Source organism: Candidatus Dormiibacterota bacterium, from assembly GCA_035532035.1.
Classification (GTDB): Bacteria; Vulcanimicrobiota; Vulcanimicrobiia; order Vulcanimicrobiales; family Vulcanimicrobiaceae; genus Tyrphobacter.
In genome coordinates this window covers 70431-94525 of record DATKRS010000029.1, presented here as the reverse complement: position 1 = coordinate 94525, position 24095 = coordinate 70431, and the positions used below count along the sequence as shown (strand labels likewise).

The window sequence follows — 24095 nt, the reverse complement described above, 5'->3', positions numbered from 1 at the left end:
CTGTGCGGGCGACCATCCAGCTCTGTACCTATAATCGCGCGGCGCTGCTCGAGCGTGTGCTCGACGCGTGCTTCGAGCAGACGGTTCCGGACGGTACCTACGACGTCGTGCTCGTCAACGACGGGTCCACCGATTCCACCGCCGCCGTCATCGCGCGCGCGCGCCGGCGTGCGACCTGCCCGTTCGAGGTGATCGACCAGCCGAACGCGGGGCTCGCCTCCGCGCGTAACGCGGGCGTTGCCAAGGCGCGCGGCGAGCGCCTCATCTTCATCGACGACGACGTGCTCGTGCTGCCGAACTTCGTCGAGGAACATCTGCGTTCGCACGCGCGTCATCCGTCGTTCATCGTGCGCGGCGGCGCGATCAACGTGGAGAGCTTCGACGATCTTCCCGTTGCGGCGTGGTCGATCAAGGATTACAGCAGCAACTACTTCTGGACGACGAACGTGTCGGTGCCGGCGGCAGCGCTGCGGGCCGTCGGCGGGTTCAACGAAGGGTTTTCCGAATACGGTTGGGAGGACATCGACGTCGGGCTTCGGCTGCGTTTCGCGGGCGTACGGGCGACGTTCAATCCACGCGCGCTCGTCTATCATTACAAGCCACGCCTGCGCGGCAGCGAGGTTGAGGGGATGGTGCGCCAAGCGCGCGCTCAAGCGCGAACCGCCGTACAGCTCGCCGGTTTGCATCCGCATTGGCGAACCGCGCTCGCGACCGGAGAGTACGCCGCGGCCCGAGCGTTGCACGCCGGCATTCGACGGGCCGGCGTGCCGGAGCGATGCCGCCGCATGGTGCGGGGGTTGGCGCCGGACGCTGCGCTCACCGATGCGCAGCTGCGCGCGGCGCGGCGCTTGGCGCGAGAGACCTACTTCGAGGAGCTGGAGCGCGCGCGCCGCAGCGCCGGCAGATCGTAGCGATGCGCATTCTGCTCGCGCGTACCGATCGCATCGGGGATCTCATCCTGTCCACGCCGGCTATCGCGACGGTGCGCGCATCGTTTCCGCAAGCGCACGTCACGATGGTAACGAGTGCGTACAATCGCATCACGGTGGAGCGCAACGACGATATCGACGAGCTCGTCACGCTGGTCGACGACGCAAATGCCGGGCGGCTCGGTGCGAGCCTACGTGGCTACGATCTCGCGATCGCCCTCGCCCCGCGCATCGTCGACTTGCGGCTCGTTGGCGCGACGCGAGCGGCCTACCGCGTCGGTTACACGTACCGCCAGCGCTGGCTCGCGCGACTCGCGGCACCGCTGTACGTGGATACCATGATGCTCTCCGAGGCGGATCCCGCGCTCTCGGAGCGCGATCCGCGGCGCCACGTGCGCCACGAAGTCGAGCAGTTGCTCGATCTGGTCGCGCTGGCGGGCGCGCGGGAGCGCGTCACGCAGCTGCGCCTCGACGTGCGCGACGAGGACCGGGCCGCCGTCGCCGCACTCCCGCCGGCACCGATCGTGCTGCATCTGGGCCTGCGCTGGTTCGGCGACGGGAGTTCGCCCGAGTCGACCCGGACGTTGCTGCGAGCGCTCGCAGCTCTCGGGCCGCCGATCGTCGTCACCTGCCCTCCCGAGAGCCGCGAGTACGTCGCCGCGCTGGACGCTCCAAAGGACTGCACCATCCTCCACGAGCTGCCGTTCTTCCACTGGGCGGCGGTCTTCGAGCGGGCGGCGTGCGTCGTCACCGTCGACACGGCCGCGACGCACGTCGCAAGCGCCGTGCGCAGGCCTACCGTCGTCGCTTTCGAACACCGGTATTTCGAGCTCAACAGCCAGGAATGGGCGCCGTACGGAGTGCCGAACGTGCTGGTGAGGAAACCCGCTTCAGAGGAACCCGCAGCTTTGGCGCGCTTTCACGACGAGGTCGTCGAGGGCGTCAGGCGACTCATTCATGCCTGAACTCTCCGTCATCATTCCGACCTACAATCGCGTCGAGACGCTACGCCACGTCGTTCCGTCGCTTCTTGCGCAGGACGTTGCGCCGGACACGTACGAGATTCTCGTCTGCGACTCGGACTCGAGCGACAGCACCGCGGAGTTTCTCGCAGCCCTGCGCGTGGAACACCCGAGCGTGCGCCATCTTCCGGGAGCCTACAGCGGAAGGGCCATGGCGCGCAACGCCGGCATCGCCGCCGCGAGCGGCGAGGTCGTTCTCTTCAACGACGCGGACATTCTGGCGTCGGAAGATCTCGTGCGCCGGCACCTGGAGCGCCATCGCGCGCGGAGGCGACTGGCCGTCGTCGGCTGGGAAGTGCAAGTTCGCAGCTACGACGAGTATCTCGAGAAGCGCGATCGTCCCGAACGCCGCGGCGCGCTCCATCCGCCGACGCGCAAGCATCTTTCTTGGCTCTATTTCCTCACCGGGAACGCATCGGTGCGGCGAGAGGACTTGCTACGCGTGGGATCGTTCGACGAAGGTTTCACCGGGTACGGGCACGAGGATCTCGAGCTCGGCTTCCGGCTGCAGCGCGCCGGCATCGACATCGTGTACGAGCCCGGTGCGGTGAACTACCATTGGCAGGACGTTCCGTACGAGGATCAACGCGAGAAGATGCGTCTCGCGGGGCATTCGGCCGTGCGGTTCTACCGCAAGCACAAGGACGTTTCGGTGCTTCTCAACCTCGGCATGACCCCGGTCTCGCGCGGCGCGCACACGCTCTTGAGCAGCCTTCCGACCGTGCTCGGTTATTTTGACACGCGAGCGCCGCGCAGCCCCTTCGCGCGGCGTTTGATCGAACAGTATTACTACGTCGGCGGCATCAAAGAGGCCATGGCGGCCGGAGGTCACGCATGACGCGACGATCGTGCGGCGCCCTGCGCGCGAGCGATGCGGGCGCCGCCGTAGAGCTCTGTGGCTGGGTGCATCGCCGCCGCGATCACGGCGGATTGATCTTCGTCGATCTGCGCGACCGCGACGGCCTGACGCAGGTCGTCTTCGACCCGCAGCACGCGGCCTTCCGGGATGCCGAGCATCTGCGCAGCGAAGACGTGCTGCGCGTCTGCGGTCTCGTCCGCGAGCGGCCGCAGGGCACCGAGAACGCCAAGCTCGCCACCGGCGAGGTGGAGGTCGCCGTCGAGCAGCTCGAGATTCTCAATCGGTCGCTCGTGCCGCCCTTCCAAGTGAACGTCGACGAGAACCCCGACGAGAACTTGCGGCTCGAGTACCGCTATCTCGATCTGCGTCGTCAGCGGATGCAGCGCAATCTCACGGTACGTCATCGCATCATCAAGGCAATGCGAGACTTTTTCGACGAGCGCGACTTCATCGAGATCGAGACGCCGCTGCTCATCAAGGGCACGCCGGAGGGTGCGCGCGATTACCTCGTGCCGAGCCGGCTCTATCCGGGAAGCTTCTATGCGTTGCCGCAGTCGCCGCAGCTTCTCAAGCAGATCTGCATGATCGCCGGATTCGGCCGCTACATGCAAATCGCGCGCTGTCTGCGCGACGAAGATCTGCGCGCCGATCGCCAGCCGGAGTTCACGCAGCTCGACGTCGAGATGAGCTTCTGCACGCAAGACGAGGTGCTGGAGACCATGGAGTCCTGCATGCGCAACGTCTGGAAGCGGGTCTTGGACGTCGAACTGCCTGCGTTCCCACGCATGCGATTCTCCGACGTCGTCGAGCGCTACGGCACCGACAAGCCGGATCTCCGCTTCGAGCTCGAGCTTTCGATCGTCGACGATATCTTCGCCCAGACCGAGTTCGTCGTGTTCGCGTCCGCGATCGCTGCCGGCGGCGCGATCGTCGCACTGCGCTACCCGGGGGGTGGGGCGCTCTCGCGCCGGGAGTTCGACGCGCTCGTCGAAGAAGCGAAGCTTCTCGGCGCCAAGGGAATGGTGTGGGTCGCGCTGGGCGCGGAGGGCGTGAAGTCGTCTGCCCAGCGCTTCATCGAAGAACGCCACGCCCAGGCGCTCGCACAGCGGCTGAGAGCCGAACGGGGCGACGCGATCCTGCTCTTTGCCGACGCGCGCGAGGCCGCGCTCGCCGTAGCGGGAAAGATGCGCAGCGAGATCGGTAGGCGCTGCGGCCTACGGCGCGAGGATGCGTTCGCGTTCTGCTGGATTACCGACTTTCCGTATCTGGAGATCGATGCCGAAACGGGGAAGCCCGTCCCCGCGCACCATCCGTTCACCGAGCCCGCGGAGGGCGAGTGGGAGCTAATCGAGCGCGATCCACTACGCATGCGCGCGCAGCACTACGACATGGTGCTCAACGGATACGAGCTCGGATCGGGATCGATTCGGATTCACAAGCCCGAACAACAGCGACGAATTTTCGAGATGCTCGGCATGACGGCGCAGCAGATCGACGAGCAGTTCGGATTCTTCGTGCGCGCGCTCGACTACGGCGCGCCGCCGCACGGCGGAATGGCACTCGGCATCGATCGGATCGCCATGCTCGCGTGCGGCGAGGACAATCTTCGCGAAGTGATCGCATTTCCGAAGACGCAGACCGGGCGCGATCTCATGATGGACGCACCGTCGCCCGCCTCCGAGAAGCAGCTCCGCGAGCTGCATCTACGACCGCAGCCGCGCGTCTGAAGATCGCGTCGAACATCGGCTGCGTGAGCTTGCCGGTGTTCGTGTTCTGGCGGCTCGGGTGATACGACGCGAGAAGCAGAATGGCACGCGTTCCACGACGGGCGACGGCCTCCGTCCCGTGTCCGAATCGCGGGCGCTGCGGATCGAGCGAGAACCCGCGTTCGCGCAGCATGCGCAGCGTCGCATCGAAGCCGATCGCGCCGAGAGCGACGACCACGCGCAGCCGGGGAAGCGCATCGAACTCGGCAAGCAGGTGCGGGAAGCAGTTTCGCAACTGCTGCGGCGTCGGTGTGTTGCGCGGCGGCGCGCAGCGCATCGCCGCCGTGATGAGGGCGTCGCTCAGCTCGACGCCGTCGTCGCGATGCGTCGCCGTGGGGAGCGAGGCGAAACCCGCTCGATGGAGCGCCGGGTAGAGAAAGTCACCGGACGCATCGCCCGTGAAGGGCCGGCCGGTACGGTTGCTGCCGTGCGCGCCCGGCGCGAGTCCGACGAGCATCACCCGAGCACGCTCGTCGCCGAAGGCGGGAACGGGTTTGCCCCAATACGTCTGATCGGCGAATGCGCGCCGCTTTTTGCGGGCGATCCCGGAACAGTAGGCGCGTAGCTCCGGACAGCGCCGGCACGCCACGACGCGGCGACGGATGGCAGCGAGGCTGGCTATATCTCCCACTGCCATGCGTTCCACTCATCGGCGATGAACGCTGCCGGTTTGTAGTTGCGCAGGTCGGTGTTCATCGCGACGTACGCCGTCTCCCAATAGACGAAGATCGCCGGGTTGAGCGCGCGCAGCCGCTCTTCTTCGCGTTGATAGAGCGCCTTGCGCGTGCGTTCGTCGAACGTGCTTGCCGCCGCTTGACTCGTCGCATCGACAATGGGGTCGCGCAGCCAAGACGTGTCCGCACCGTTGGGCGGGATGAACTGCGAGTTCCAAGAGCCCGAGTTGTCGGGATCGGCGCCGTTCGTCTCCACGGACCATTCCATGTCGTAGTGGCCGCCGTAGATCGGACCGTTCTGCGCGAAGAGCACGTTTGCCGGATAGTTGCGGATGATCACGTTGAAACCAAGCGGTTCGAGCATCGATTGGATGAGCAACTCCGCTCGCTCGTTCTCCGCGTTGTTGGTCGTCGTGGAGATCGAAAGACGCATCGCGAGCGTTCCCTTGTGCAGAACGCCGTCGCTTCCCAGGCGCCAGCCGGCGGCGGCGAGCAGGCGCCGCGCACCGGACGGATCGTACCGATACGGTGGCAGGGCCGGCGCAGCCCACGACTGCGGAAAGATATCCGAGACGGCCGGCAGGCCGTAGCCGCGATAGACCGTGTCGGTGATGCGCTTCCAGTCGATGCCTTGCGCGATCGCGGTGCGCACGCGAACGTCGGCCAGTTGCGGCTTGCGCATGTTCATCGCGAGATGTCGCCAGTTGGCGACGAGACGTTTGACGACGCGAACGCCAGGAATCTGCCGCAGATATTGTACCTCGTCGCTGTCGACGCTCGGGTAGACGTCGATCTCGTGCGTGCGCAGTTGGCTCAGCAGCGTATTGGGGTCGGGAATCACTTTCCAGACGATCTCTTTGAGATGCGGCGGCCCGCGAAAGTAGAGCGGATTCGCCGTGAAGATCAGCGACTGCCCGTGGTTCCATTCCTTGAGGAGGAACGGGCCGCTGGAGATCGGCGCGTTGTTGAAAGCCGCGTGATTGATGTTCGGCAACTTCGCCAAGAGGTGCGCCGGCAACGGGGGATAGGCAGCGCCGCCCATGGTGAGGATCTCGAGGCCCTCGACGGTCGCGCGCTTGAGATGAATGACAATCGTGTACGGGTTGGGAGCGCTCGCCGAGGCGATCGTGTCCCAGCCGTAATCCGTCTTCGTGTCGTTCGCGCGGTTGAGTACCGCGTGGTATGTGAAGAGCCAATCGGCGGCGGTCAATGGGACGCCGTCGGACCACTTTACGCCGTGGCGCAAATGTATCGTGATCGTCTTGCCGTCGCGGCTGATTCCGCCGTTACTCAGCGTCGGGACGACGGTCGCGAGATCGGGAATCAGGTTTCCGTTGTCGTCGGTTCGCAAGATGAAAGAGAAGAGGAGGCAATCGATCTGATCGGTCGCAAGCGTGTGTCCGAACATCAAGTTGAGGCTGTCCGGCTCCTCTTTCGCGCCGATGCGCAGCACGCCGGGAACGGTCCACGGATTGCGGCCGCCGGAGCCGGACGGCGTCGCCCTCGTGCACGCCGAGAGGAGGACGAGGCAGCAGATCGCGAGCGCAGCATAGCGCATGGACGCTGTCGTTCCTCTCCCTACGAATCCAATACCTTTGCTTGGCCGCGCGGTGCGTCGCTTTCCACGTTGCGGGCGCGCCCGGCCTCCAGCGCAATCATCTGGCCCGCGACGAGCCAGGCAAGAACGGCGAACGGCCCTCGCGCAACCGGTCCGACGAGGGGAATGTCGTCGAGCGCTCCGCCGACGACGTACCGCAGGCTCTGCGTCTGCGCCGCCGCGAGCAGCGGCTTTCGCACGACGTCGCGCGACGCATCGTCGACGACACCGACCACGGCGCGCGAGCCGTCGAGAATTGCGGCGCTGCCGTGACGGAACTCGCCCGCCGAAAATCCCTCAGCGTGAATGTAGCTCGCCTCTTTCATCTTGAGGGCGAACTCATGGGCGACGGCAAGGCCGTATCCGGTGCCGACGATAACGACGCTGCTGCGCCGCGCGATCTCACGCGCGGCAGCGCGAGCAACGCCGACGCCGGGCGAGTCGAGCCATGCGGCGACTTCCGAGGCAACGTCCTCGAGCGTCGACGCATTGCGCTCGCCTTCGTCGCTCAGCAACGTCGCGGCCCAGAGCAGGAGAGCGGCCGTGCACGTGACGCTCTTACTCGCCGGTACCGCGAGCTCGCGGCCGGCGCCGACGTCTACCACGACCGATGCGCGTTCGGCGAGCGGCGATGCCTGCGTATTCGTGAGGGCGACGAGCCGCTGCGGGCGAAGAACGTCGAGAGCGACGAGAAGGTCTTCGGAGCGACCACTTTGCGAGCACGCGACGACCGCCCATCCGCGGTACGCCGCATGATCGAATGGGGCTTCCGTCGACGCCAGCGCCAGTGCGCGAATGCCGCGCTTGCGCAGCGCGAGCGCGCCGAGCTGCGCCATGAAGAGCGAGCTGCCGCTTCCGAGGAGCAGCACGTCTCGTCCGCGGATCGCTTCTGCGAGAGCGCGCGCTTTGGACGATTCGGCGATCGTTCGCCACGCGACCGGTTGCTCGCGTATCTCGCGCTCGAAATGCTCTCCCAGCACGTGACGGACCATTCGGCGCGCAGCGAACGGGGCCCGCACGTCAGCGCGCCGTCGGAGAGGCGACGCGATAGCATCGGCCCGCGTGATCGGTGCGCGTGCTCTCACCCAGCGTCCGTGCTGCATGCCGCTCCGAGCCGGCGACTACGCGCCGCTCCTCGGCGGTATCGAAACAGCGATTGGCCCGCGCATTCAAGCGTGCTTCAACGCACGGCGCCTCGACTGCGTGGTCGATTTCATGGCCAAGCCCGAGCGCGGGCGACTGCGTGCCGCCGGACGTCGTGCGCAGCGCGCTGTGCGGATCCCAATCGATCGTGTCGGTTGCCGGATCGAACGAATCGTCGTTGCGCGCATTCACGCGCAGGTGGAACCGTCTTCCCCAGGCGTGCTCGAGACGGTCGAAGAGCGATCGCTCGATCGAGTCGCGGCTCAGATACGCCTTCGCAAGCCGATAGTCACGATCGGCGCGGTGCGGCACGTCGAGCGAACCGTGCCGCGCGAAGCGAACTGCGTGGACCATCATCGCGGCAGCTATCACGCGGCCATGACACCCTGCCTAGGGAAGCCGCTCACGCTTTCGTAGCGGTGTCAAGTCTTGACGGCGGTGGTACGCTCAAGGGGCTCGACTGCGCCTGGCGCGAAACGTGCTCGGTGGCCGAACCTACAGAATGACCCTAGGGAGCATCAGCTCCGGATACGACGGTGCGAGAGCGAAATGCTCAATCACGCCTGCGCCCGGGCCGCACCCACTTGCGAGACAGGTTCGCAAGACCAGCGCGGTAGACGCGGGTGCGGTCGAGCAGAGAGAACGGGATTACGCCGCGTCGCTGTATCGACGGCGGCGTTGTGCGATTGCCGCGCGCATGCTGCCGAAGGTCGAGGCGCCATCGCCGTGATCGAGCGCGAGGAATCCACGGAAGCCCGCGAATGCGTCGACGCGATCGTGGTCGGGAGCCTGCGCGGCGTCGCACCACAACAGCACGGTGCGGTCCGCGAGCGTAGCGGGATCCGTCGCGCCGTCGAGCAGCGCGGGCTCGAGGCCGAGGCGCAGCCATGCGGAGTCGCCCTCTTTGCAGATGCGCTTACAGTCGTAGCCGCTTGCGGCGAACGTTCCCGGGGCGTTGCGTACCGCGAGCGTCACGTTTGCAGACTTCGCGAGCGACGCGGCGCGCGCGATGCGAGCGAGCTGCGCGCTCCACGGGAACGCGTTCTCGGGTGCGAGGGGAGCGCAGAGGAGCGGCGTACCGAGGCGCGCGGCTCGCTCGACGGCGGCAGCCATGCCGTCGGCATTGGCGGCAAAGAACGTGTCGTCGGCGTACGCGGCGATCGACAGCCCGAGATCCGTCGCCATCTTCTTGAGCTGGGCGAGGTAGTCGTCGTCGACGCGCGGAAAGTGGCGCACGTCGAGCACGATGCCGTCGCAGGCGAGCTCTCGAGCGCACGCGTCGACGAACTCGAGTTGTGTCAGATCTCCGCGCGCGAAGGCGCGGTCGAACGCGCCGCTCGCGCACGCCAGCCTCATCGCCGCTCGACCTTCGACCGCACAACGGAGAGCCCTTGCTCATGAAGATTGCGCTCGGCGCCGATCACGCCGGATTCGCTGACAAAGACCGCATCGCGCGCGCGCTGCGTGCCGAGGGGCACGAGATTCTCGATTACGGGACGCACGGCGACACGCCGGTCGATTATCCGCAGTACGGGTACGCAGTCGGAGAGGCCGTCGCAAGCGGGCAGGCCGAGCGGGGGATCGTCGTGTGCGGCTCGAGCTTGGGCATCGCGATGGCCGCGAACAAAGTCCCCGGCGTTCGCTGCGCGCCCGTGAGCGAGCCGTATTCGGCGGAGCTCGCGCGGCGCCACAACGACGCGAACGTGCTTGCGCTCTCGGAGCGATTGAGCGGCTGGGAGATGATCGACCGTCTCGTGCGCGTCTTCCTGGAGACGCCGTTCGACGGCGGCCGGCACGCGCATCGCATCGAGCAGCTCTTCGAGTTCGGCGACGCGCAGCGCGAGCGGACGCTGCGGGCAATCGAAACGGGGGCGGTTACCGACGCCCAAACGCCGAAAGAGCTGCTCTGATGGAGATTCTCGCCGGCAGCCGTATTGAAGGCCAGGATCCCGACGTGTACGCCGCTATCGTGGGTGAGGAACGGCGACAGCGGGAGAACCTCGAGTTGATCGCGTCCGAGAACTACGCGAGCCGCGCGGTGCGCGAAGCGATGGCCTGCGTGATGACCAACAAGTACGCCGAGGGCTATCCTGGGAAGCGTTACTACGGCGGCTGCGAGTTCGTCGACATCGTCGAGACGCTCGCAATCGATCGTCTCAAGCGCCTCTTCGGTGCGCAGCATGCGAACGTTCAGCCGCATGCAGGCGCGCAGGCGAACATGGCGGTCTTCATGGCGCACCTGCAGCCGGGCGATGCCGTACTGGGAATGTCGCTCGCGCACGGCGGCCATCTCACGCATGGCACGAAGGTCAGCTTCTCGGGAAAGCTCTACAACGCGCTGGCGTACGGCGTGCGTAAGGATACCGAGCTCGTGGACTTCGCCGAAGTGCGTGCGGTCGCCCGAGAGCACAAGCCGAAGATGATCATCGCCGGTGCAAGCGCCTATCCGCGGACGCTCGATTTCGCGCCGTTCCGTGAGATCGCCGACGAGATCGGCGCGACGCTCCTGGTCGATATGGCGCACATCGCCGGCCTCGTCGCGGTCGGGCTGCATCCATCGCCGGTGCCGCTGGCCGACTTCGTGACCTCGACGACGCATAAGACGCTGCGCGGACCTCGCGGCGGCATCATTCTGTGCACGGAGAAGTGGGCGCAGCCGATCGACAAGAGCGTCTTTCCCGGGATCCAAGGTGGTCCCCTCATGCACGCGATCGCGGCAAAGGCGGTCGCCTTCGGCGAAGCGCTGGCGCCGGAGTTCAAACGCTATCAGCAGCAGGTCGTGGACAACGCGAAAGCGATGGCGCAGGAGTTCGTGCGCGCCGGACTTCGCCTCGTCGGCGGCGGCACCGATACGCACCTGATGCTCGTCGACGTCTCGGTCAAAGGCCTCACCGGAAAAGCCGTGGAGGCATATCTCGACGAGATCGGCGTCACCGTGAACAAGAACGCGATTCCGTTCGATCAGCAAAAACCGATGGTCGCGAGCGGCATCCGCCTCGGAACGCCTGCGATCACGACCCGCGGTTTCGACGTTGATGAATGCCGCGAGGTCGCGCGCATCATCAACGACGGCCTGGCCGACGTCGCGGATCGCGCAAAAGTCTCGCGCTTGCGCGACCGGGTCCTCGAGCTCACCTCAAAGCACGACGTCCCGTAAAATGCCATACAGGTGGCGTAGTCCTCTCTCATGCTTTGGCTCGAGAGGCTAGTCGATAGTTGCTTACGCAGAAACGCATTTCGCCATCAACGAGGCTGGTTGATTCCGGCACCGAACACGCGCGCGTCGCGCCGCCGCTGAAATGGGCCGGCGGCAAGACGCAGCTGCTCGGGCAAATTACCCGGCTGGTTCCACCACGATATGGCACATATATCGAGCCATTTTTCGGGGGCGGAGCGCTCTTCTTTGCTCTGTTGCCTGCGCGCGCTATAATTTCCGATTCGAACCCGGAGCTAGTCGCGTTCTACGCAGCCGTTCGTGACGACGTCGACGGGGTGATCAAGGAGGCGCGGCGATGGCAGGCCAACGAGGCGACATTCTATCAGGTGCGGCGGATGGATCCGGTATCTCTCGCGCCCGCGACGCGCGCCGCACGGCTCCTGTACCTAAATCGCACATGCTATAATGGTCTGTACCGCGTCAATCGCACCGGGATATTCAACGTCCCTTACGGTAAGTACAGATCGCCCAAGATTTGCGATGAAGCGGCGCTACGCGCCGCGAGCCTGGCGCTCAAAGGAGCCTCTATTGTCTGCGCGGACTTCCGTACGATCCTGCGCGAACACGTTCGATCCGGGGACTTCTTATTTCTAGATCCGCCGTACGTGCCAGCCGGACGCTTTGCTGACTTCAAGCGGTATACCAAGGAGCAGTTCGGAGTGCGCGACCATCTTGAGCTTGCGGGCGAAGTTGGCCGGCTCAGAGATTTGGGATGCCACGTAGTCCTCACTAACTCCAACACCGAACTTGCACGACACCTTTACCAAGGATTTGATTTTCATGTGGCTCGGACAAGGCGAAATATTAGCTGCCAAGGAGGGTCGCGCATCGGGGAAGACCTCGTGGTATCGGTACTGCCGCGACAAGGGGCGGCGATTACAGGGGCCTTGAGCGAGCAGACGCGAGCTTATCCGTCGACGCGATTCATGGGGAGCAAAGAGAAACTGCTTCCCGACATCTGGGGCGTGGCCAAGCAACTGGGGGGAACGCGAGTCCTCGACCTGTTTTCAGGTAGCGGGGTAGTCAGCTACATGTTCAAAGCTCAAGGGCTTGAGGTAACGTCGAATGACTACATGGTTTTTGCCGCTCTTTTCGCCCGAGCAATGATCGAGAACAGTCGCACTCGCCTCTCGGAGGCTGCGGTGGAGTTCCTGACCCAAGGCGCCATAACCACCAGCTTCGTCCAGGATCACTTTAGGGGCTTATACTTTTCCGATGAAGATACAAAACTAGTCGACACCATTCGGTCGCGCATTCAAGAACTGGACGGGCACATGGAAAAGACCCTTGCCAGGGCGGCGTTGATTCGCGCTTGCATGAAGAAACGCGCGCGCGGTATCTTTACGTACGTCGGTCTGCGGTACGACGACGGCCGCCGAGACATGCAGCTTCCATTGCGTGAGCATTTTAGGGACGCCGTCAGGGTGATCAACGGCGCCGTGTTTGACAACGCCAGACAGAACATCGCGCTTGATCGCGATGCGCTAACTGTAGAAGTTGAAGCTGACATCGTATACATCGACCCGCCGTACTACAGCAAGCTGTCAGACAATGACTACGTGCGCCGTTACCATTTCGTAGAAGGGTTGGCCCGAGAGTGGATCGGCGTCGAGCTTCAAGCGCACACGGCAACGAAGAAATTCAAAAGCTACGGATCGCCATTCAGCACTTATGGGGGTGCGGTTGCGGCTTTTGAACGAATTTTCCAGCGCTTTGCTAACAGCTCGCTGATTGTCTCGTACTCTTCGAACTCGCTGCCAGACAGCGAGACGATGTTGAAGCTATTGCGCCGCTATAAGCACGACGTTGAGATTCTTCCGGTAAGGCACCGGTACAGCTTTGGTAACCAAGGCCACAAACCGCAGAACAGCAACAATAAGGTGTCGGAATATCTCTTCGTTGCGCGCTAGCAACCGGCCCTGGCACCTTGGTAACACGACGGTGCGCTCTCCTTTTCGCCTAGCGTCGGCCCTTAAGGTGCTCTTGGACTCGCGCTATAACGGTCACCTTTCCTCGGCGAAAGCCGAAGCGGGCTTCGGGCAGCTCCTTTTTACCGAAGGACTCCTGAGAAGTGTGTCCGATGGAGAAATTGGGGCTTGGAATGGTCGGAAGTGGCGTTCAGCGATGTACCAATTGGGATTCATTACGCCCGCCCTTACCAGCGGACTGCCACAAGAAAGTATCGACCCGCGGATACTGAGTATTGGTGGCGGCCTGCCGGAGATCGACGGGCTTCAGTTCAAGGTTACGGCGAGCGGGAAGAGGCTAGCCCTTTCGACGTCGATCGCACAGATGGAGGAGTGTTTCCTGCGTGCGATTCTGGCGTACCGCGTTCCATCGGCAATCGAGCGAACACACGCCTCGGTGCCGTTTTCGCCGCTTCGTATTGTTTTGAAGACCATACTCGCGCTTGAGCAGACCGGTCTGCAGGCAGCGGTTTCGTTCGAAGAGATGGCCTCTCTGGTGCAATTCTGCAAGAGCGAAGCCGGCGTCTCTAGACTCGTGGGCGACATCGCGTCGTACAGAGCCGAAAGGGCGGCCGCAGCGAACAAGAGGGCGTTTGATAGATCATTTCGGGAACGATTGCTGGCGGAGCACGGCAACCCCGTAAAATCCACATCGCTTGACGACTACGCGGATGTGAACTTCCGGTACCTAAGAGCAACGGGCCTTGTGACCAGGGCCAGAGCCGCGCTTTGCGTTACGGAGGAGAAGCGGCGCGAGGTAGAGGTAATCGTCACGCCCGAGGATAGGCGGCTGGAGGACGACGCCTACCTTCGCCGCCTGTGGGTCGGCGAAGTTCTTCCAACCGACGATGCGGGAGAGGCGGCGTCGGCAATTCGCCGTCTTGCACGCAACTTGACCGAAGCAGGGCGTGCCGTGGACGTACCGGTCGTAGAGGGGATGCAGGTAGCGGAACTGGAGCAAATCAGGCTGAAGCTTGAAATGGAACACCGCATGGTACGCGAAGAACAATTCGCGGTCGCCCAGGGAGCGGAAACCGCTGCGATCAATGATCTGCTCTTGCTTATGGATCGCAAGGACGACAGGGCGGCGTTCTATCGCGGCGAGGCGCCCGCGTATCTTGAGTGGGCCGTATGGCGGGCCTTTCTAGCGATAGATACGCTCGCGAACGAGCCGTGGCAGGTTCGGCAGTTCCATATAGATGCCGACATGAGCCCGATTGCTCCGGCCTCCTCACGTCGACCGGATATGATCTGCGAATTTGCCGATTTTGTGCTTGTGGTCGAGGTGACGTTTACCGAGAACTCCCGGCAAGAGGCGGCTGAAGGCGAACCGGTGAGGCGGCACGTCGCAGAAGTGACGCGCAACAACCCCGTCAAGCCAGTCTACGGACTCTTTATCGCTCCTCGCATCGACACCAATACAGCCGAGACCTTCGGTCGCGGGGACTTTGTACTGTCGGAAGAGCGCATCTTGCTGAGTATAGTACCGCTCACGCTCGCCCAGTTTGCCGGCGTCTTCCAGGCTGGATTCGATGGGCCTCGTGCCGTCGGCCCCGCTGGTATCAGACAGCTTCTAGATGCTGCGCTGGCGGCGCGCGATCGAGACGGAGGAAGATGGAAGGCTGCAATAGCAAACGTCGTGAGTGAGTTCATAACTTCGTTGGCTATGTCGAGGGCTAGCGCGTGAGTAAATTCTCAGACGCTGCGTACGCGTGGATGAGAAATAGCAAGAAGAGCGAGGCGTCGTCCGAAGAGCTATGGGATGGCCTCAGGAGCGCGGAACCGGAGCTCACCGCGACGTCGGAACGACGAAAAACTCCGCGGACGACTTGCATGCGCGACCTGCGAAAGGATCCACGATTTACCGTGGGTAAGCGGCGCGTTCGGCTAGTCGATTAACGGCAGGAGCGCCTAAGGGATCGGGCTCGCGGTGGGGACAGTCCCCTATGCAGGCGAGCGGCGGGCTCCGCGAAAGATAAGAGCGTGTCCGCAAGCCGCGATCTTCTCGTTCTCGATCATCCCGCCGTTGCCGACCGCATCGCGAGAATTCGCGACAAGGAGACGCCGGTACCGGTCTTTCGCAAGCTGGTTGAAGAGATCGGGGTTTTTCTTGCCTACGAGGCGACGCGTGGATTGCCGCTGCGAAACGAGCGCGTAGAGACGCCGCTGACGGATACGACGATCCAGCGTATCGCAACGCGTCCCGTCGTTGCGCCGATTCTTCGCGCGGGTCTCGGATTGTTGCCTGGATTCTTGCAGGTCGTCGACGATGCGGTCGTTGCACATCTAGGCTTCTATCGCGATCCGCAATCGCTGGTTCCGGTACCCTATTACGCGAACGTTCCGCCGGAGCTGGGCGACCGCCACGTCTTCTTGCTCGATCCGATGCTCGCGACGGGCAACTCGGCAGTCGCGGCGCTCGACGCGCTCGTCGAGCGGGGTGCGCGGACGCTCACGTTCATCTGCTTGATTGCGGCGCCGGAAGGCGTGCGTCACGTGCAACGCGCGCATCCGAGCGCGTCCATCGTCACGTGCGCGGTCGACGCGGGTTTGAACGATCACGCCTACATCGTGCCGGGACTCGGCGATGCCGGGGATCGGATGTTCGGAAGCCTCACGTCGGTTCCAGCGGCAGTGCGTAGCACGAGCTGAACGGCATCCTTCGACAAGCTCAGGATGAAACGGGAGAAGCGGCCAGGATGACGTCGAGGCCCGGCTGGGACGAATACTTCGTGCAGATCGCGCGAACGGTCGCAACGCGGGCGACGTGCCCGCGCGCTCTGGTCGGCTGCGTGTTGGTGCGCGAGCATCGGATTCTCACGACCGGCTATAATGGTGCGCCGCGCGGCGTCGCGCACTGCACGCAGGCCGACTGCATATTGCGCGACGGGCACTGCGTGCGGGCGACGCACGCGGAGGCCAACGCCGTGGTTCAAGGCGCGCTGTACGGTGTGGGGCTGCAGGGCGCAACGGCGTACTGCACGCATCAACCCTGCGTGGGCTGCTCGAAGCTCCTCATCAGCGCGGGCGTCGTCAATATCGTCTTCGTCGAGCCGTATCCCGATCCGGTCGCAGCGGAGCTGCTCTCCGAAGCCGGTGTAGCGCTCGTCCCGTTTTCCTTGCAAGGAAGCGCGCAGCCATGCTGACGGCGGTGCTGATCTACGGCGCGACCTTCGCTCTCGCCATCGCGGTCGCCGCGATCGCGACCCCGCTCGTCATCCATCTGGCCAAGCGCCTGGGCGTACTCCACGGTCCCGAAGAACGCCACATGCACACGGTGCCGACGCCGCGCATCGGAGGCGTTGCGGTCTACTTCGGCTTCGCCGTCGCACTCTTCACGGTGCTCGGCATCGCACTCTCCTCACCGTACGCGCTCGTCCCCTCGGCGCTGCACGCGCCGCTCGCGCACCGGTACAACGTTCTGTCCGATCAGTTCGAATCGATTCACCAACTAGTGGGCCTACTCTTCGGAAGCCTCTTGATTCTCGGCGTCGGCATGTGGGACGACCTGATGCAGATGAAGCCGCGCAACAAGCTCGCCGCGCAGTCGCTCGTCGCGCTCGTCTCGATGCTGTACGGCTTCATCATCCCCGGCATGACCAATCCGTTCAACCATAATCCGAGCACGAACTGGATCGACTTTCCGGCGTGGGTCGGCGTCCCGCTCACCCTTCTGTGGTACGTCGGCATGATGAACGCGATCAACTTCATCGACGGCCTGGACGGGCTGTTGGCGGGTTTCACCGCGATCTCGAGCCTCTTCATGGCGCTGATCTTCCTCATGCATGGGGACATCGTCGTCGCAATCGTCGTCCTCGCCCTTGCCGGCGCGGCGATCGGCTTTCTTCCGTACAATTTCAATCCGGCACGGATCTTTCTCGGCGACGCGGGTTCGCTCTTCATCGGCTATGTCTTCGCGACGGTCTCGATCATCGGCACGAGCAAGACCGCGATTGCGATCAGCCTCATCGTGCCGCTCGTCATCCTCGCGCTGCCCGTCGTCGATACGGCTGCGGTGATTCTGCGTCGCTCGATCACCGGCAAAGCGGTTACCGAGGCAGATCGAGGGCACTTCCATCACCTGCTGATCTTTCGGTTCGGGCTGAACGTCCGTCAGGCGGTCCTGCTCATTTACGCGCTGAGTTTCGCGCTCGGCATGGTCGCGTTCTACGTCTCGGGCGGCCTCACGCACGTCTTCCCGCATGTCAACTAGGGGTCCCCTAAGTGGCCGATAACGCGCTGCGCGTCATGACCGTCTTCGGGACGCGTCCCGATACGATCAAGATGGCGCCCGTCGTCCACGCGCTCGCACGTCACGCGGGCATTGCGGGCCTCGTCTGTGTCACCGCGCAGCATCGCGAGATGCTCGACGATCTGCTGGAGCTCTTCGCGATCCGGCCCGATTACGATCTCGACATCATGACCGAGGACCAGACCCTCACGCAGGTGACGACGCGCGTTCTCGAAGGAATGGAGCCGGCGCTCGACGATGCGAAACCCGACGTCGTGCTCGTGCACGGCGACACGACGACGAGTACCGCGGCCGCGCTTGCAGCCTTCTATCGACACGTTCCCGTTGGGCACGTCGAAGCGGGCTTGCGCACGAGCGATCGCTGGATGCCGTTTCCCGAGGAGATGAACCGGCGTCTCACCGGAACGATCGCCTCCTACCACTTCGCGCCCACGCCGCTCGCCCGCGATCATCTCCTTCAAGAGCACGCCGATGCGCGCGACGTCGTCGTCACCGGGAACACGGTAATCGACGCGTTCCTGGAGACCGCCGCGCGAACGGATCTTCCGGCGCCGCCGCGATGGAGCGAGCTCGACGCGCGGCGCCCAATCGTTGCCGTCACCGCGCACCGCCGCGAGAACCATCCGTATATGCGCGAGATGTGCGAAGCGATGCGCGAAATCGCCGCGCTTCCCATGCACCCGCAGCTCTACTGGCCCGTGCACCCGTCGCCGCACGTTCGTCCGGTCGCTCGTGAGATTCTCGGCGACGTTCCCGGCGTCGTGCTCGTCGATCCGATCGATTACGCGCGGATGGTCGCGGCGATCAAAGCCTGCACTTTCGTGCTCACCGACTCCGGCGGTCTGCAAGAAGAGGCGCCATGCCTAGGCAAACCGGTGCTCGTGATGCGCGATGAAACCGAGCGCCCCGAAGGGCTCGACGCGGGGACGCTCGAGCTCGTCGGACACCGTCGCGAGCACATCGTGGCCGCGGCGCGGCGACTGCTTACCGACGCATCGGCCTTCGACGCAATGGCGCGCGCCGCGAACCCATACGGCGACGGGCACGCCGCGGATCGCATCGTCGCCTGGCTTCTCGCGCGCTTCCGCGGCGCGCACTATCCCAAGCCGTTCTCGGGCATAGACGGCTCGCCGGAATGAAGGGGGTGGTGCCGCTGATCGGCGCCGGAAGCACCTTCGCCGGCGCATCGTTGCTGGGATTCGGAGTCGGGATTCTCGCCGATGCGAGGACGGGAGGGAACCTTTACGCCTTCCTCGGGCTCTTTGCCGGCATGCTGCTGGGCGCGTATGGGGCGTTCAGGCTGCTCTCGAGGTCCCTCTGAACGGAGCGTTCCGGACGGCGCTGTGGCGGTCCGGGGCCGTCGTGGCCTTGGCTTCCCTGCTCGCTGCCCGCCCGCTGCCGCTTCCCGCGCTTGCCTTGGCAGTAGGCGGTCTCTGCGGTATCCTCAATGCCATGCTGACGGCTCACGGCGTCGAGCGGCTCGGACGAAGCCGCAACGCCGGAGCTTTCGTCATAAGTAGTTTTTTCCGGCTTGCTCTCTTCGGTATAGTGCCGGTGGCCTTCGCGGCCTCGGGACCGTGGTGGTCGATGGCCTGGTACTTCGCAGGGTTCTTTCTCCCGACGGCGCTCTATGCCGTGAGCGTCGGTCGGGCGCGGTAAAGAAGCAAGCGATTCTCGAGCGATTAGAATTCAAAGAAGAGGAACGTGCACGAACAGATCGGCGAACACTTTCTTTGGCACTTGCCAGTGCTCGGAGCCGTCCATGCAGACACGATCGTCACGACGTGGCTCGTCATGGCGCTTGCGCTCGGCCTCTTTGCCTGGATCGGCGCGAGTTATCGCTCTCCGTATCTCTCCAGACGCCATACCGTCTTCGAGGGCGTCTTCAATTACATTGCAGACCTGGCGACAGGCGTGCTCGGGCCGGCCGGCGAGCCATTCGTGCCGTTCTTCGTCGCGCTGTTCATCTTCATCTTTCTCTTGAACCAGTTCGGGATGGTGCCGTTCAAGGCGTTCGATCTGCCGTTCGGCGGCTCGCCGACGGCCGATCTCAACACCGTCGTGCCGCTCGTGCTCGTGGTCTTCTTCATGATTCAGATCGTGGCGTTCAAGAAGAAAGGCCCCGGATATCTGAAGCACTTGTTCGAGCCGTTTCCGGCGCTCTTTCCCGTGAACGTGCTCGACGAGATTCTTCGCCCGGTCACGCTCGCCGCACGATTGTTTTTCAATATCTTCGTGGGGGAGCTGCTCTTCATCATTATCTCGACGATCATTCTCGCCCGCATACGCATCGGCGCCTTCGATTTGTCGATGGGCGTGTCCGTCGTTCCCTTCCTGATCCAGTTCTTCAACTTTTTTGTCGGGACGATCCAGGCATTTGTTTTCACCCTCTTGGCGATCGTCTATCTGTCGCTCGCCATCTCCGAGGAACACTAGAAAGGCTCGTATGACTGAAGCCCTCATCGGTGCCGCCGCGTTGCTCGCCTTCGGCATCATCATCTCCGGCGTCGCGTTCGGCTCGGCCGTCGGCGACGGAAACGTCGCATCGAAAGCCGTCGAAGCCATCGCGCGGCAACCCGAAGCGCGCTCGAACATCTACACGTTCATGTTCCTGGGCGTCGGCGTGTTGGAAGCGGTGCCGTTCATCGCCATCGCCCTTGCCTTCTACATCCTGCTCGTCGTAGCCAGAGTGCCTGCGATCGTCAGCGCGCTGGTCAAGTAGCGCGCGCCGGGCATGTCGTTCCTTTCGGTCGACGGAACGCTGGTCGTCCAGCTCGTCAACTTCGCGATTTTCTTCGCGATCTTGAACGTCGTCTTCTTGCGTCCCGTCGCCGCAGCGATACGCAAGCGACGGGCGTACATCAACGGCCTCGTCGAGGACTACGACCGCTATCAAGCCGAGGCGACGCAGCTGCGGCAGAGCGCGGAGAGCGTACGTGCGGCGGCGCGACGCGAAGCCGCGCACCGGATCGCCGCGGCGCGTGCCCAAGGCACGAACGAGGCCGCGGAGATCGCCGCGCGGTGCACGCGCCAGGCCCAGGAGATCGTCGAGGAAGCGACGCGCGCCGTAGCAGCGGAGCTGGACGCCGCCCGCGCGGGTGAAGAGCGTGCCGTCAGCGGTCTAGCGCAGGCGATGGTCGAGCGCGTCATGGCGGAGAGCGCCTGATGGGGTCGAGCCAGCTCTACGTTCAGATCGCGATTTGGAGCCAGGTTGCCTCGGCGCTACTCTTCATCGCGGCGATGGCGTTCGTCTGGATGCGCTGGCTGCAACCGATGGTGCTCGCCGCGCAAGCGCGCAGCAACCGGCAGATCTCGGAGGCCGAGCGACATCGTGACGAGGCCAAGGCTGCGGTCGAGGCACTACGCGACGAGATCGAAGGTGCGACGCGCGACGCGGAGCTCATTCGGCGGCGAGCCGACGGGCAGGCCGTGCGCGAGCGCGAGGTCGTCGTCGCGGAGGCGACGGTTGCCTGCGAGCGCGTTCTGCACAACGCTGCGGGAGAGCTCGAGCGGGCTCGCGAGGCAGCGCGTTTACGATTGCGCGATGAGATTCTTGCGCGGGCGCTGGCGCAAGCCCGCGACCAGGCGCAGCGCAGTATCGACGGCGCAGCAAACGCTCGACTCGTCGAGCGCTTTTTGGTGACGCTGGAGAGCGCGCGAGGTGAGGCATGATAAACCGTACGCTTGCCAGACGCTATGCATCTGCGGTCTATGCGCTCGCCTCGGAGGCGGGTGCCGTCGACCGCATCGGTGCCGACCTCGATCGCATCGTCGCCGCCATCGAGGCGGGCGAGGAGTCCCGCCGATTCTTCCTCGCTCCCATCATCAGCCGCTATGAGAAGGAGCGCGTGCTGGCGAAGGTCTTTGAAGGCAGAGTGGACGACGTTGCGTTGCACACGCTGCTCTTGCTCGTGCGCAAGCATCGCGAGGCGCTGCTGCGGGCCGTGCTGGAAGAGTATCGTTTGCTTGAAATGCGTGCACGAGGCGTTGCGACCCTGAGGATCACCTCGGCGCGGCCGCTCCAGGCTGAGGCGGTCGCCGCCTTCGTTGGGCGTATCGAGCGCGTGTACGAGACGCGCTTCGAGCCGCAGCTCGTGGTCGACCCGCAGCTCATCGGGGGCGTCCGCGTGACGACGGGAGACCGCCGCATCGACGGCACCATCGCGCGCCGGCTCGACGAGCTGGCGCGAACGCTCGCGGCAACGACATGACGATACTCACCACGAAAGAAAGCCAAACATGATCAACGCAGACGAAATCGCCGGACTGCTCAAGTCGCAGATCGCCGGCTTCAAAGGCGAGCTCGAAGAGGACGAGGTCGGTACGGTGATCGAGGTCGGCGCCAACCTCGCGCGCGTCTACGGGCTGCGCGGCGTACGGTTTTCGGAGCTCGTCGAGTTTCCGAACGGTCTGCAAGGCGTTGCCCTGAACCTCGAGGAGGACAACGTCGGCGTCGTCATCATGGGGCCGGATGCCGAGGTTCAGGAGGGCGACAAGGTGCGCAGGACGGGGCGCATCGCCTCCGTGCCGGTCGGCGAGGCCCTCCTGGGGCGCGTCGTCGATCCGCTCGGCCGGCCCGTCGACGGCAAAGGTACGCTCGACGCGGCGCGCCTGCGGACGGTCGAGAACACTGCGCCCAGCGTCGTGCAGCGCCGCCCCGTCTTTCAACCGCTCCAGACCGGCATCCGCGCCATCGACGCGTTGGTTCCCATCGGAAAGGGACAGCGCGAGCTCATCATCGGCGATCGCTCGACCGGCAAAACCGCGATCGCGATCGACACGATCATCAACCAGCGAGGAGGCAACGTTTTCTGTATCTACGTTGCCATTGGCCAGAAGAACTCGACCGTTTCCGCCCTCTCGCAAATTCTCGAGCAGAAGGGCGCGATGGAGTACACGACCATCGTGACGGTCAGCCCGGCTGATGCTGCCGCACTGCGTTGGATCGCGCCGTTCGCGGGGTGTGCGATGGGCGAAGACCTGATGTATGCCGGCAAGGACGTGCTCGTTATCTACGACGATCTGACGAAGCACGCACAAGCTTATCGCGAGATGTCGCTCTTGCTGCGGCGGCCGCCGGGCCGGGAAGCCTACCCGGGAGACGTGTTCTATCTTCATTCGCGCCTGCTCGAGCGTGCGGCGAAGCTCAGCGACGAGATGGGCGGCGGCTCGATGACGGCCTTGCCGATCATCGAGACGCAAGCCGGCGATTTCTCGGCGTACATTCCCACCAACGTCATCTCGATTACGGACGGTCAGATCTATTTGACGCCGAGCCTATTCTTTCAAGGCATCCGGCCGGCGATCGACGTCGGGCTCTCGGTCTCGCGCGTCGGCGGCGCCGCACAGACGAAGGCAATGAAATCGGTGGCCGGGCAGTTGAAGCTGGAACTCGCGCAGTATCGTGATCTCGCGGCCTTCGCAAAGCTTGCGAGCGACCTCGACAAGTCGACGCAGATGCAGCTGCTCCGCGGCGAGAAGCTTACCGAGCTGCTCAAGCAGCCGCAATATCAACCGATGCCGATGGAGGATCAGGTGATTCTCCTCTACGCCGGCACGAAAGGGTTCGTCAACGACGTCGAAACGAGCCGTCTGCAGAACTGGGCGATCGGGGCGATCCAGTTCGTGCACGAGCGCTACGCTGCCATCCCGACCGACATCGCACAATCCGGCCAGCTCGCGGACGAGACGAAGAAGAGGCTCGACGCGGCACTCGCCGAGTTCAACAAGGCGTTCTGATTTGGCGACCGTACGCGAGCTGCGGGACCGGATTCGGTCGCTGCGGAACACGCAGCAGATCACCAAGGCGATGAAGCAGGTCGCTGCAGCGAAGATTCGCCGTGCAGAGATCGCGCAACGCCGCGCACGCCCGTATGCGCAGACGCTCGCGGAGATGCTGCGCGACCTCGTTGCGGCGGTGTCCGTCGTCGATCATCCGTTCATGCGTGAAGGCAAGGGCGGCGCAGCACCCGGGGTCATTTTGATGACGGCCGACAAAGGGCTTGCAGGCGCGTTCAACTCCAACGTGATCCGAATGGCCGAGCAGTACGCGCAAGGGCATCGGGGGGTTCGCTTCTACTCCGTCGGCCTCAAAGCGCGCAACGCCGTGCGACGCATGGGCCAGGGCCAGCACCCGACCTGGCCGCTCGGCGGCGGAAAGCTGGAAACGGCGCACGCCGTCGCGCAGAACGTGAGCGCTGACTTCGTCGCCGGAGAGATCGGCGAGATCGTCCTCGTCTCCTCGACCCTGGTCTCCATGATGTCGCAACGCCCGAAGACGCGGCGGCTCGTGCCGATTTTGAAGGAGGCGTTTTCGCCAACCGGCGCTGCGCGTGCGCAGAAGGGTGCGGTCGAGTTTCTGCCGTCGCCGGAGTTCGTGCTCTCGTTGCTTTTGCCAAAGTATCTCGAGTTCACGCTGTATTCGGCGATGCTCGAAACGGATGCCGCCTTCTTTGCGGCGCAGTTGATTGCCATGAGCAATGCAACCGACAACGCCGCTAAAGCGATCGACGAATCAACGATCGCGATGAACAACGCGCGTCAGGCGGCGATCACCAAAGAACTGCTCGAAATCGTTGCCGGCGCGGAAGCGCTTGCCGGATGAGAACATCCATGACGTTTTCGAAGAAGTCAGACGCTCTCCGAGGGCCTCATGGCATAGGCACTCAC

26 protein-coding genes are annotated in these 24095 nt (G+C 64.2%); 21 read left to right on the top strand and 5 right to left on the bottom strand.

Translation table 11 applies throughout. The features are described from left to right. Positions 1-2: 2 nt before the first annotated feature. From VMV82_08955 to aspS, 4 genes are read left to right on the top strand one after another with little or no spacing between them, the layout of a single operon-like run. Positions 3-911: a glycosyltransferase family A protein gene (locus VMV82_08955; protein ID HUY41678.1), complete on the top strand. Its 909-nt coding sequence runs from the start codon at positions 3-5 to the stop codon at positions 909-911. A gap of 2 nt (positions 912-913) precedes the next feature. Continuing rightward, complete coding sequence (locus tag VMV82_08950) at positions 914-1894, top strand: glycosyltransferase family 9 protein (protein ID HUY41677.1); 981 nt, start codon at positions 914-916, stop codon at positions 1892-1894. After that, complete coding sequence (locus tag VMV82_08945) at positions 1887-2789, top strand: glycosyltransferase (GenBank protein ID HUY41676.1); 903 nt, start codon at positions 1887-1889, stop codon at positions 2787-2789. The genes VMV82_08950 and VMV82_08945 overlap by 8 nt, the downstream gene beginning before the upstream one ends. Continuing rightward, a complete protein-coding gene (gene aspS, locus VMV82_08940) occupies positions 2786-4537 on the top strand; it encodes an aspartate--tRNA ligase (GenBank protein HUY41675.1) in 1752 nt (583 codons plus the stop codon). The genes VMV82_08945 and aspS overlap by 4 nt, the downstream gene beginning before the upstream one ends. Here aspS and VMV82_08935 read toward each other — a convergent pair. The 5 genes from VMV82_08935 to VMV82_08915 all read right to left on the bottom strand — a co-directional run bounded on the left by VMV82_08935 (position 4461) and on the right by VMV82_08915 (position 9346). Next, positions 4461-5213, bottom strand: a complete 753-nt coding sequence (locus tag VMV82_08935; protein HUY41674.1) for a uracil-DNA glycosylase — start codon at positions 5211-5213, stop codon at positions 4461-4463. The two genes, aspS and VMV82_08935, sit on opposite strands and share 77 nt — an antisense overlap. Next, positions 5195-6808: a peptide ABC transporter substrate-binding protein gene (locus VMV82_08930; GenBank protein HUY41673.1), complete on the bottom strand. Its 1614-nt coding sequence runs from the start codon at positions 6806-6808 to the stop codon at positions 5195-5197. The genes VMV82_08935 and VMV82_08930 overlap by 19 nt, the downstream gene beginning before the upstream one ends. A 20-nt stretch (positions 6809-6828) precedes the next feature. Further along, a complete protein-coding gene (locus tag VMV82_08925; protein HUY41672.1) occupies positions 6829-7827 on the bottom strand; it encodes an SIS domain-containing protein in 999 nt (332 codons plus the stop codon). Between the two features lie 40 nt (positions 7828-7867). Further along, positions 7868-8347, bottom strand: a complete 480-nt coding sequence (locus tag VMV82_08920; protein ID HUY41671.1) for a hypothetical protein — start codon at positions 8345-8347, stop codon at positions 7868-7870. A 291-nt stretch (positions 8348-8638) separates the two neighbouring features. Beyond that, complete coding sequence (locus VMV82_08915) at positions 8639-9346, bottom strand: TIM barrel protein (GenBank protein ID HUY41670.1); 708 nt, start codon at positions 9344-9346, stop codon at positions 8639-8641. A gap of 41 nt (positions 9347-9387) precedes the next feature. Between VMV82_08915 and rpiB the strand changes: the two genes are divergently transcribed. The 17 genes from rpiB (at position 9388) to atpG (ending at position 24030) form a co-directional block, all read left to right on the top strand. Next, positions 9388-9900, top strand: a complete 513-nt coding sequence (gene rpiB / locus VMV82_08910; GenBank protein ID HUY41669.1) for a ribose 5-phosphate isomerase B — start codon at positions 9388-9390, stop codon at positions 9898-9900. Continuing rightward, the gene (glyA, locus tag VMV82_08905) at positions 9900-11147 is read left to right on the top strand and encodes a serine hydroxymethyltransferase (protein HUY41668.1); all 1248 of its coding nucleotides are present in this window, start codon (positions 9900-9902) and stop codon (positions 11145-11147) included. The genes rpiB and glyA overlap by 1 nt, the downstream gene beginning before the upstream one ends. Before the next feature lie 95 nt (positions 11148-11242). Next, on the top strand, positions 11243-13117 hold the full coding sequence (locus VMV82_08900; protein HUY41667.1) for a Dam family site-specific DNA-(adenine-N6)-methyltransferase: 1875 nt from the start codon (positions 11243-11245) through the stop codon (positions 13115-13117). 214 nt (positions 13118-13331) lie between these two features. Next, positions 13332-14861: an AlwI family type II restriction endonuclease gene (locus VMV82_08895; protein HUY41666.1), complete on the top strand. Its 1530-nt coding sequence runs from the start codon at positions 13332-13334 to the stop codon at positions 14859-14861. A 296-nt stretch (positions 14862-15157) separates the two neighbouring features. Continuing rightward, positions 15158-15826 (top strand): uracil phosphoribosyltransferase, encoded by a 669-nt coding sequence (upp, locus tag VMV82_08890; GenBank protein HUY41665.1) that lies wholly within the window; start codon positions 15158-15160, stop codon positions 15824-15826. 47 nt (positions 15827-15873) lie between these two features. After that, complete coding sequence (locus VMV82_08885; GenBank protein ID HUY41664.1) at positions 15874-16320, top strand: cytidine/deoxycytidylate deaminase family protein; 447 nt, start codon at positions 15874-15876, stop codon at positions 16318-16320. Further along, positions 16314-17387, top strand: coding sequence for an MraY family glycosyltransferase (locus VMV82_08880; protein ID HUY41663.1), 1074 nt, complete (start codon positions 16314-16316; stop codon positions 17385-17387). The genes VMV82_08885 and VMV82_08880 overlap by 7 nt, the downstream gene beginning before the upstream one ends. Positions 17388-17413: 26 nt before the next feature. Further along, on the top strand, positions 17414-18565 hold the full coding sequence (gene wecB, locus VMV82_08875) for a UDP-N-acetylglucosamine 2-epimerase (non-hydrolyzing) (protein ID HUY41662.1): 1152 nt from the start codon (positions 17414-17416) through the stop codon (positions 18563-18565). Next, positions 18562-18747, top strand: a complete 186-nt coding sequence (locus tag VMV82_08870) for a hypothetical protein (GenBank protein HUY41661.1) — start codon at positions 18562-18564, stop codon at positions 18745-18747. The genes wecB and VMV82_08870 overlap by 4 nt, the downstream gene beginning before the upstream one ends. 41 nt (positions 18748-18788) lie before the next feature. Next, a complete protein-coding gene (locus VMV82_08865) occupies positions 18789-19085 on the top strand; it encodes a hypothetical protein (protein ID HUY41660.1) in 297 nt (98 codons plus the stop codon). Positions 19086-19130: 45 nt separating this feature from the next. Next, the gene (gene atpB, locus VMV82_08860) at positions 19131-19862 is read left to right on the top strand and encodes a F0F1 ATP synthase subunit A (GenBank protein HUY41659.1); all 732 of its coding nucleotides are present in this window, start codon (positions 19131-19133) and stop codon (positions 19860-19862) included. Positions 19863-19872: 10 nt separating this feature from the next. Then, entirely contained in the window at positions 19873-20148 is a 276-nt protein-coding gene (gene atpE, locus VMV82_08855; protein HUY41658.1) for an ATP synthase F0 subunit C, read from the top strand. A gap of 12 nt (positions 20149-20160) precedes the next feature. Further along, positions 20161-20592, top strand: coding sequence for an ATP synthase F0 subunit B (locus tag VMV82_08850; protein ID HUY41657.1), 432 nt, complete (start codon positions 20161-20163; stop codon positions 20590-20592). Next, on the top strand, positions 20592-21098 hold the full coding sequence (locus VMV82_08845) for a hypothetical protein (GenBank protein ID HUY41656.1): 507 nt from the start codon (positions 20592-20594) through the stop codon (positions 21096-21098). Before VMV82_08850 ends, VMV82_08845 begins: the two co-directional genes overlap by 1 nt. After that, positions 21095-21637 carry an ATP synthase F1 subunit delta gene (atpH, locus tag VMV82_08840; protein HUY41655.1) on the top strand — a complete coding sequence of 181 codons (543 nt, stop codon included), beginning with the start codon at positions 21095-21097 and terminating at the stop codon, positions 21635-21637. The genes VMV82_08845 and atpH overlap by 4 nt, the downstream gene beginning before the upstream one ends. 28 nt (positions 21638-21665) lie before the next feature. After that, positions 21666-23165 carry a F0F1 ATP synthase subunit alpha gene (gene atpA, locus VMV82_08835; GenBank protein HUY41654.1) on the top strand — a complete coding sequence of 500 codons (1500 nt, stop codon included), beginning with the start codon at positions 21666-21668 and terminating at the stop codon, positions 23163-23165. A gap of 1 nt (position 23166) precedes the next feature. Next, positions 23167-24030: an ATP synthase F1 subunit gamma gene (gene atpG / locus VMV82_08830; GenBank protein HUY41653.1), complete on the top strand. Its 864-nt coding sequence runs from the start codon at positions 23167-23169 to the stop codon at positions 24028-24030. The last annotated feature ends 65 nt before the right edge of the window (positions 24031-24095 follow it).

Bases quoted from the DNA above. Each gene is read 5' to 3' on its own strand.
- VMV82_08935 (HUY41674.1), bottom strand. From the start codon at position 5,213: ATGGCAGTGGGAGATATAGCCAGCCTCGCTGCCATCCGTCGCCGCGTC.
- glyA (HUY41668.1), top strand. From the start codon at position 9,900: ATGGAGATTCTCGCCGGCAGCCGTATTGAAGGCCAGGATCCCGACGTG.
- VMV82_08885 (HUY41664.1), top strand. From the start codon at position 15,874: ATGACGTCGAGGCCCGGCTGGGACGAATACTTCGTGCAGATCGCGCGA.
- VMV82_08895 (HUY41666.1), top strand. From the start codon at position 13,332: ATGTACCAATTGGGATTCATTACGCCCGCCCTTACCAGCGGACTGCCA.
- VMV82_08915 (HUY41670.1), bottom strand. From the start codon at position 9,346: ATGAGGCTGGCGTGCGCGAGCGGCGCGTTCGACCGCGCCTTCGCGCGC.
- VMV82_08845 (HUY41656.1), top strand. From the start codon at position 20,592: ATGGGGTCGAGCCAGCTCTACGTTCAGATCGCGATTTGGAGCCAGGTT.
- VMV82_08880 (HUY41663.1), top strand. From the start codon at position 16,314: ATGCTGACGGCGGTGCTGATCTACGGCGCGACCTTCGCTCTCGCCATC.
- atpE (HUY41658.1), top strand. From the start codon at position 19,873: ATGACTGAAGCCCTCATCGGTGCCGCCGCGTTGCTCGCCTTCGGCATC.
- rpiB (HUY41669.1), top strand. From the start codon at position 9,388: ATGAAGATTGCGCTCGGCGCCGATCACGCCGGATTCGCTGACAAAGAC.
- atpA (HUY41654.1), top strand. From the start codon at position 21,666: ATGATCAACGCAGACGAAATCGCCGGACTGCTCAAGTCGCAGATCGCC.
- VMV82_08850 (HUY41657.1), top strand. From the start codon at position 20,161: ATGTCGTTCCTTTCGGTCGACGGAACGCTGGTCGTCCAGCTCGTCAAC.
- VMV82_08945 (HUY41676.1), top strand. From the start codon at position 1,887: ATGCCTGAACTCTCCGTCATCATTCCGACCTACAATCGCGTCGAGACG.
- VMV82_08930 (HUY41673.1), bottom strand. From the start codon at position 6,808: ATGCGCTATGCTGCGCTCGCGATCTGCTGCCTCGTCCTCCTCTCGGCG.
- VMV82_08870 (HUY41661.1), top strand. From the start codon at position 18,562: ATGAAGGGGGTGGTGCCGCTGATCGGCGCCGGAAGCACCTTCGCCGGC.
- atpH (HUY41655.1), top strand. From the start codon at position 21,095: ATGATAAACCGTACGCTTGCCAGACGCTATGCATCTGCGGTCTATGCG.
- VMV82_08950 (HUY41677.1), top strand. From the start codon at position 914: ATGCGCATTCTGCTCGCGCGTACCGATCGCATCGGGGATCTCATCCTG.
- VMV82_08920 (HUY41671.1), bottom strand. From the start codon at position 8,347: ATGATGGTCCACGCAGTTCGCTTCGCGCGGCACGGTTCGCTCGACGTG.
- aspS (HUY41675.1), top strand. From the start codon at position 2,786: ATGACGCGACGATCGTGCGGCGCCCTGCGCGCGAGCGATGCGGGCGCC.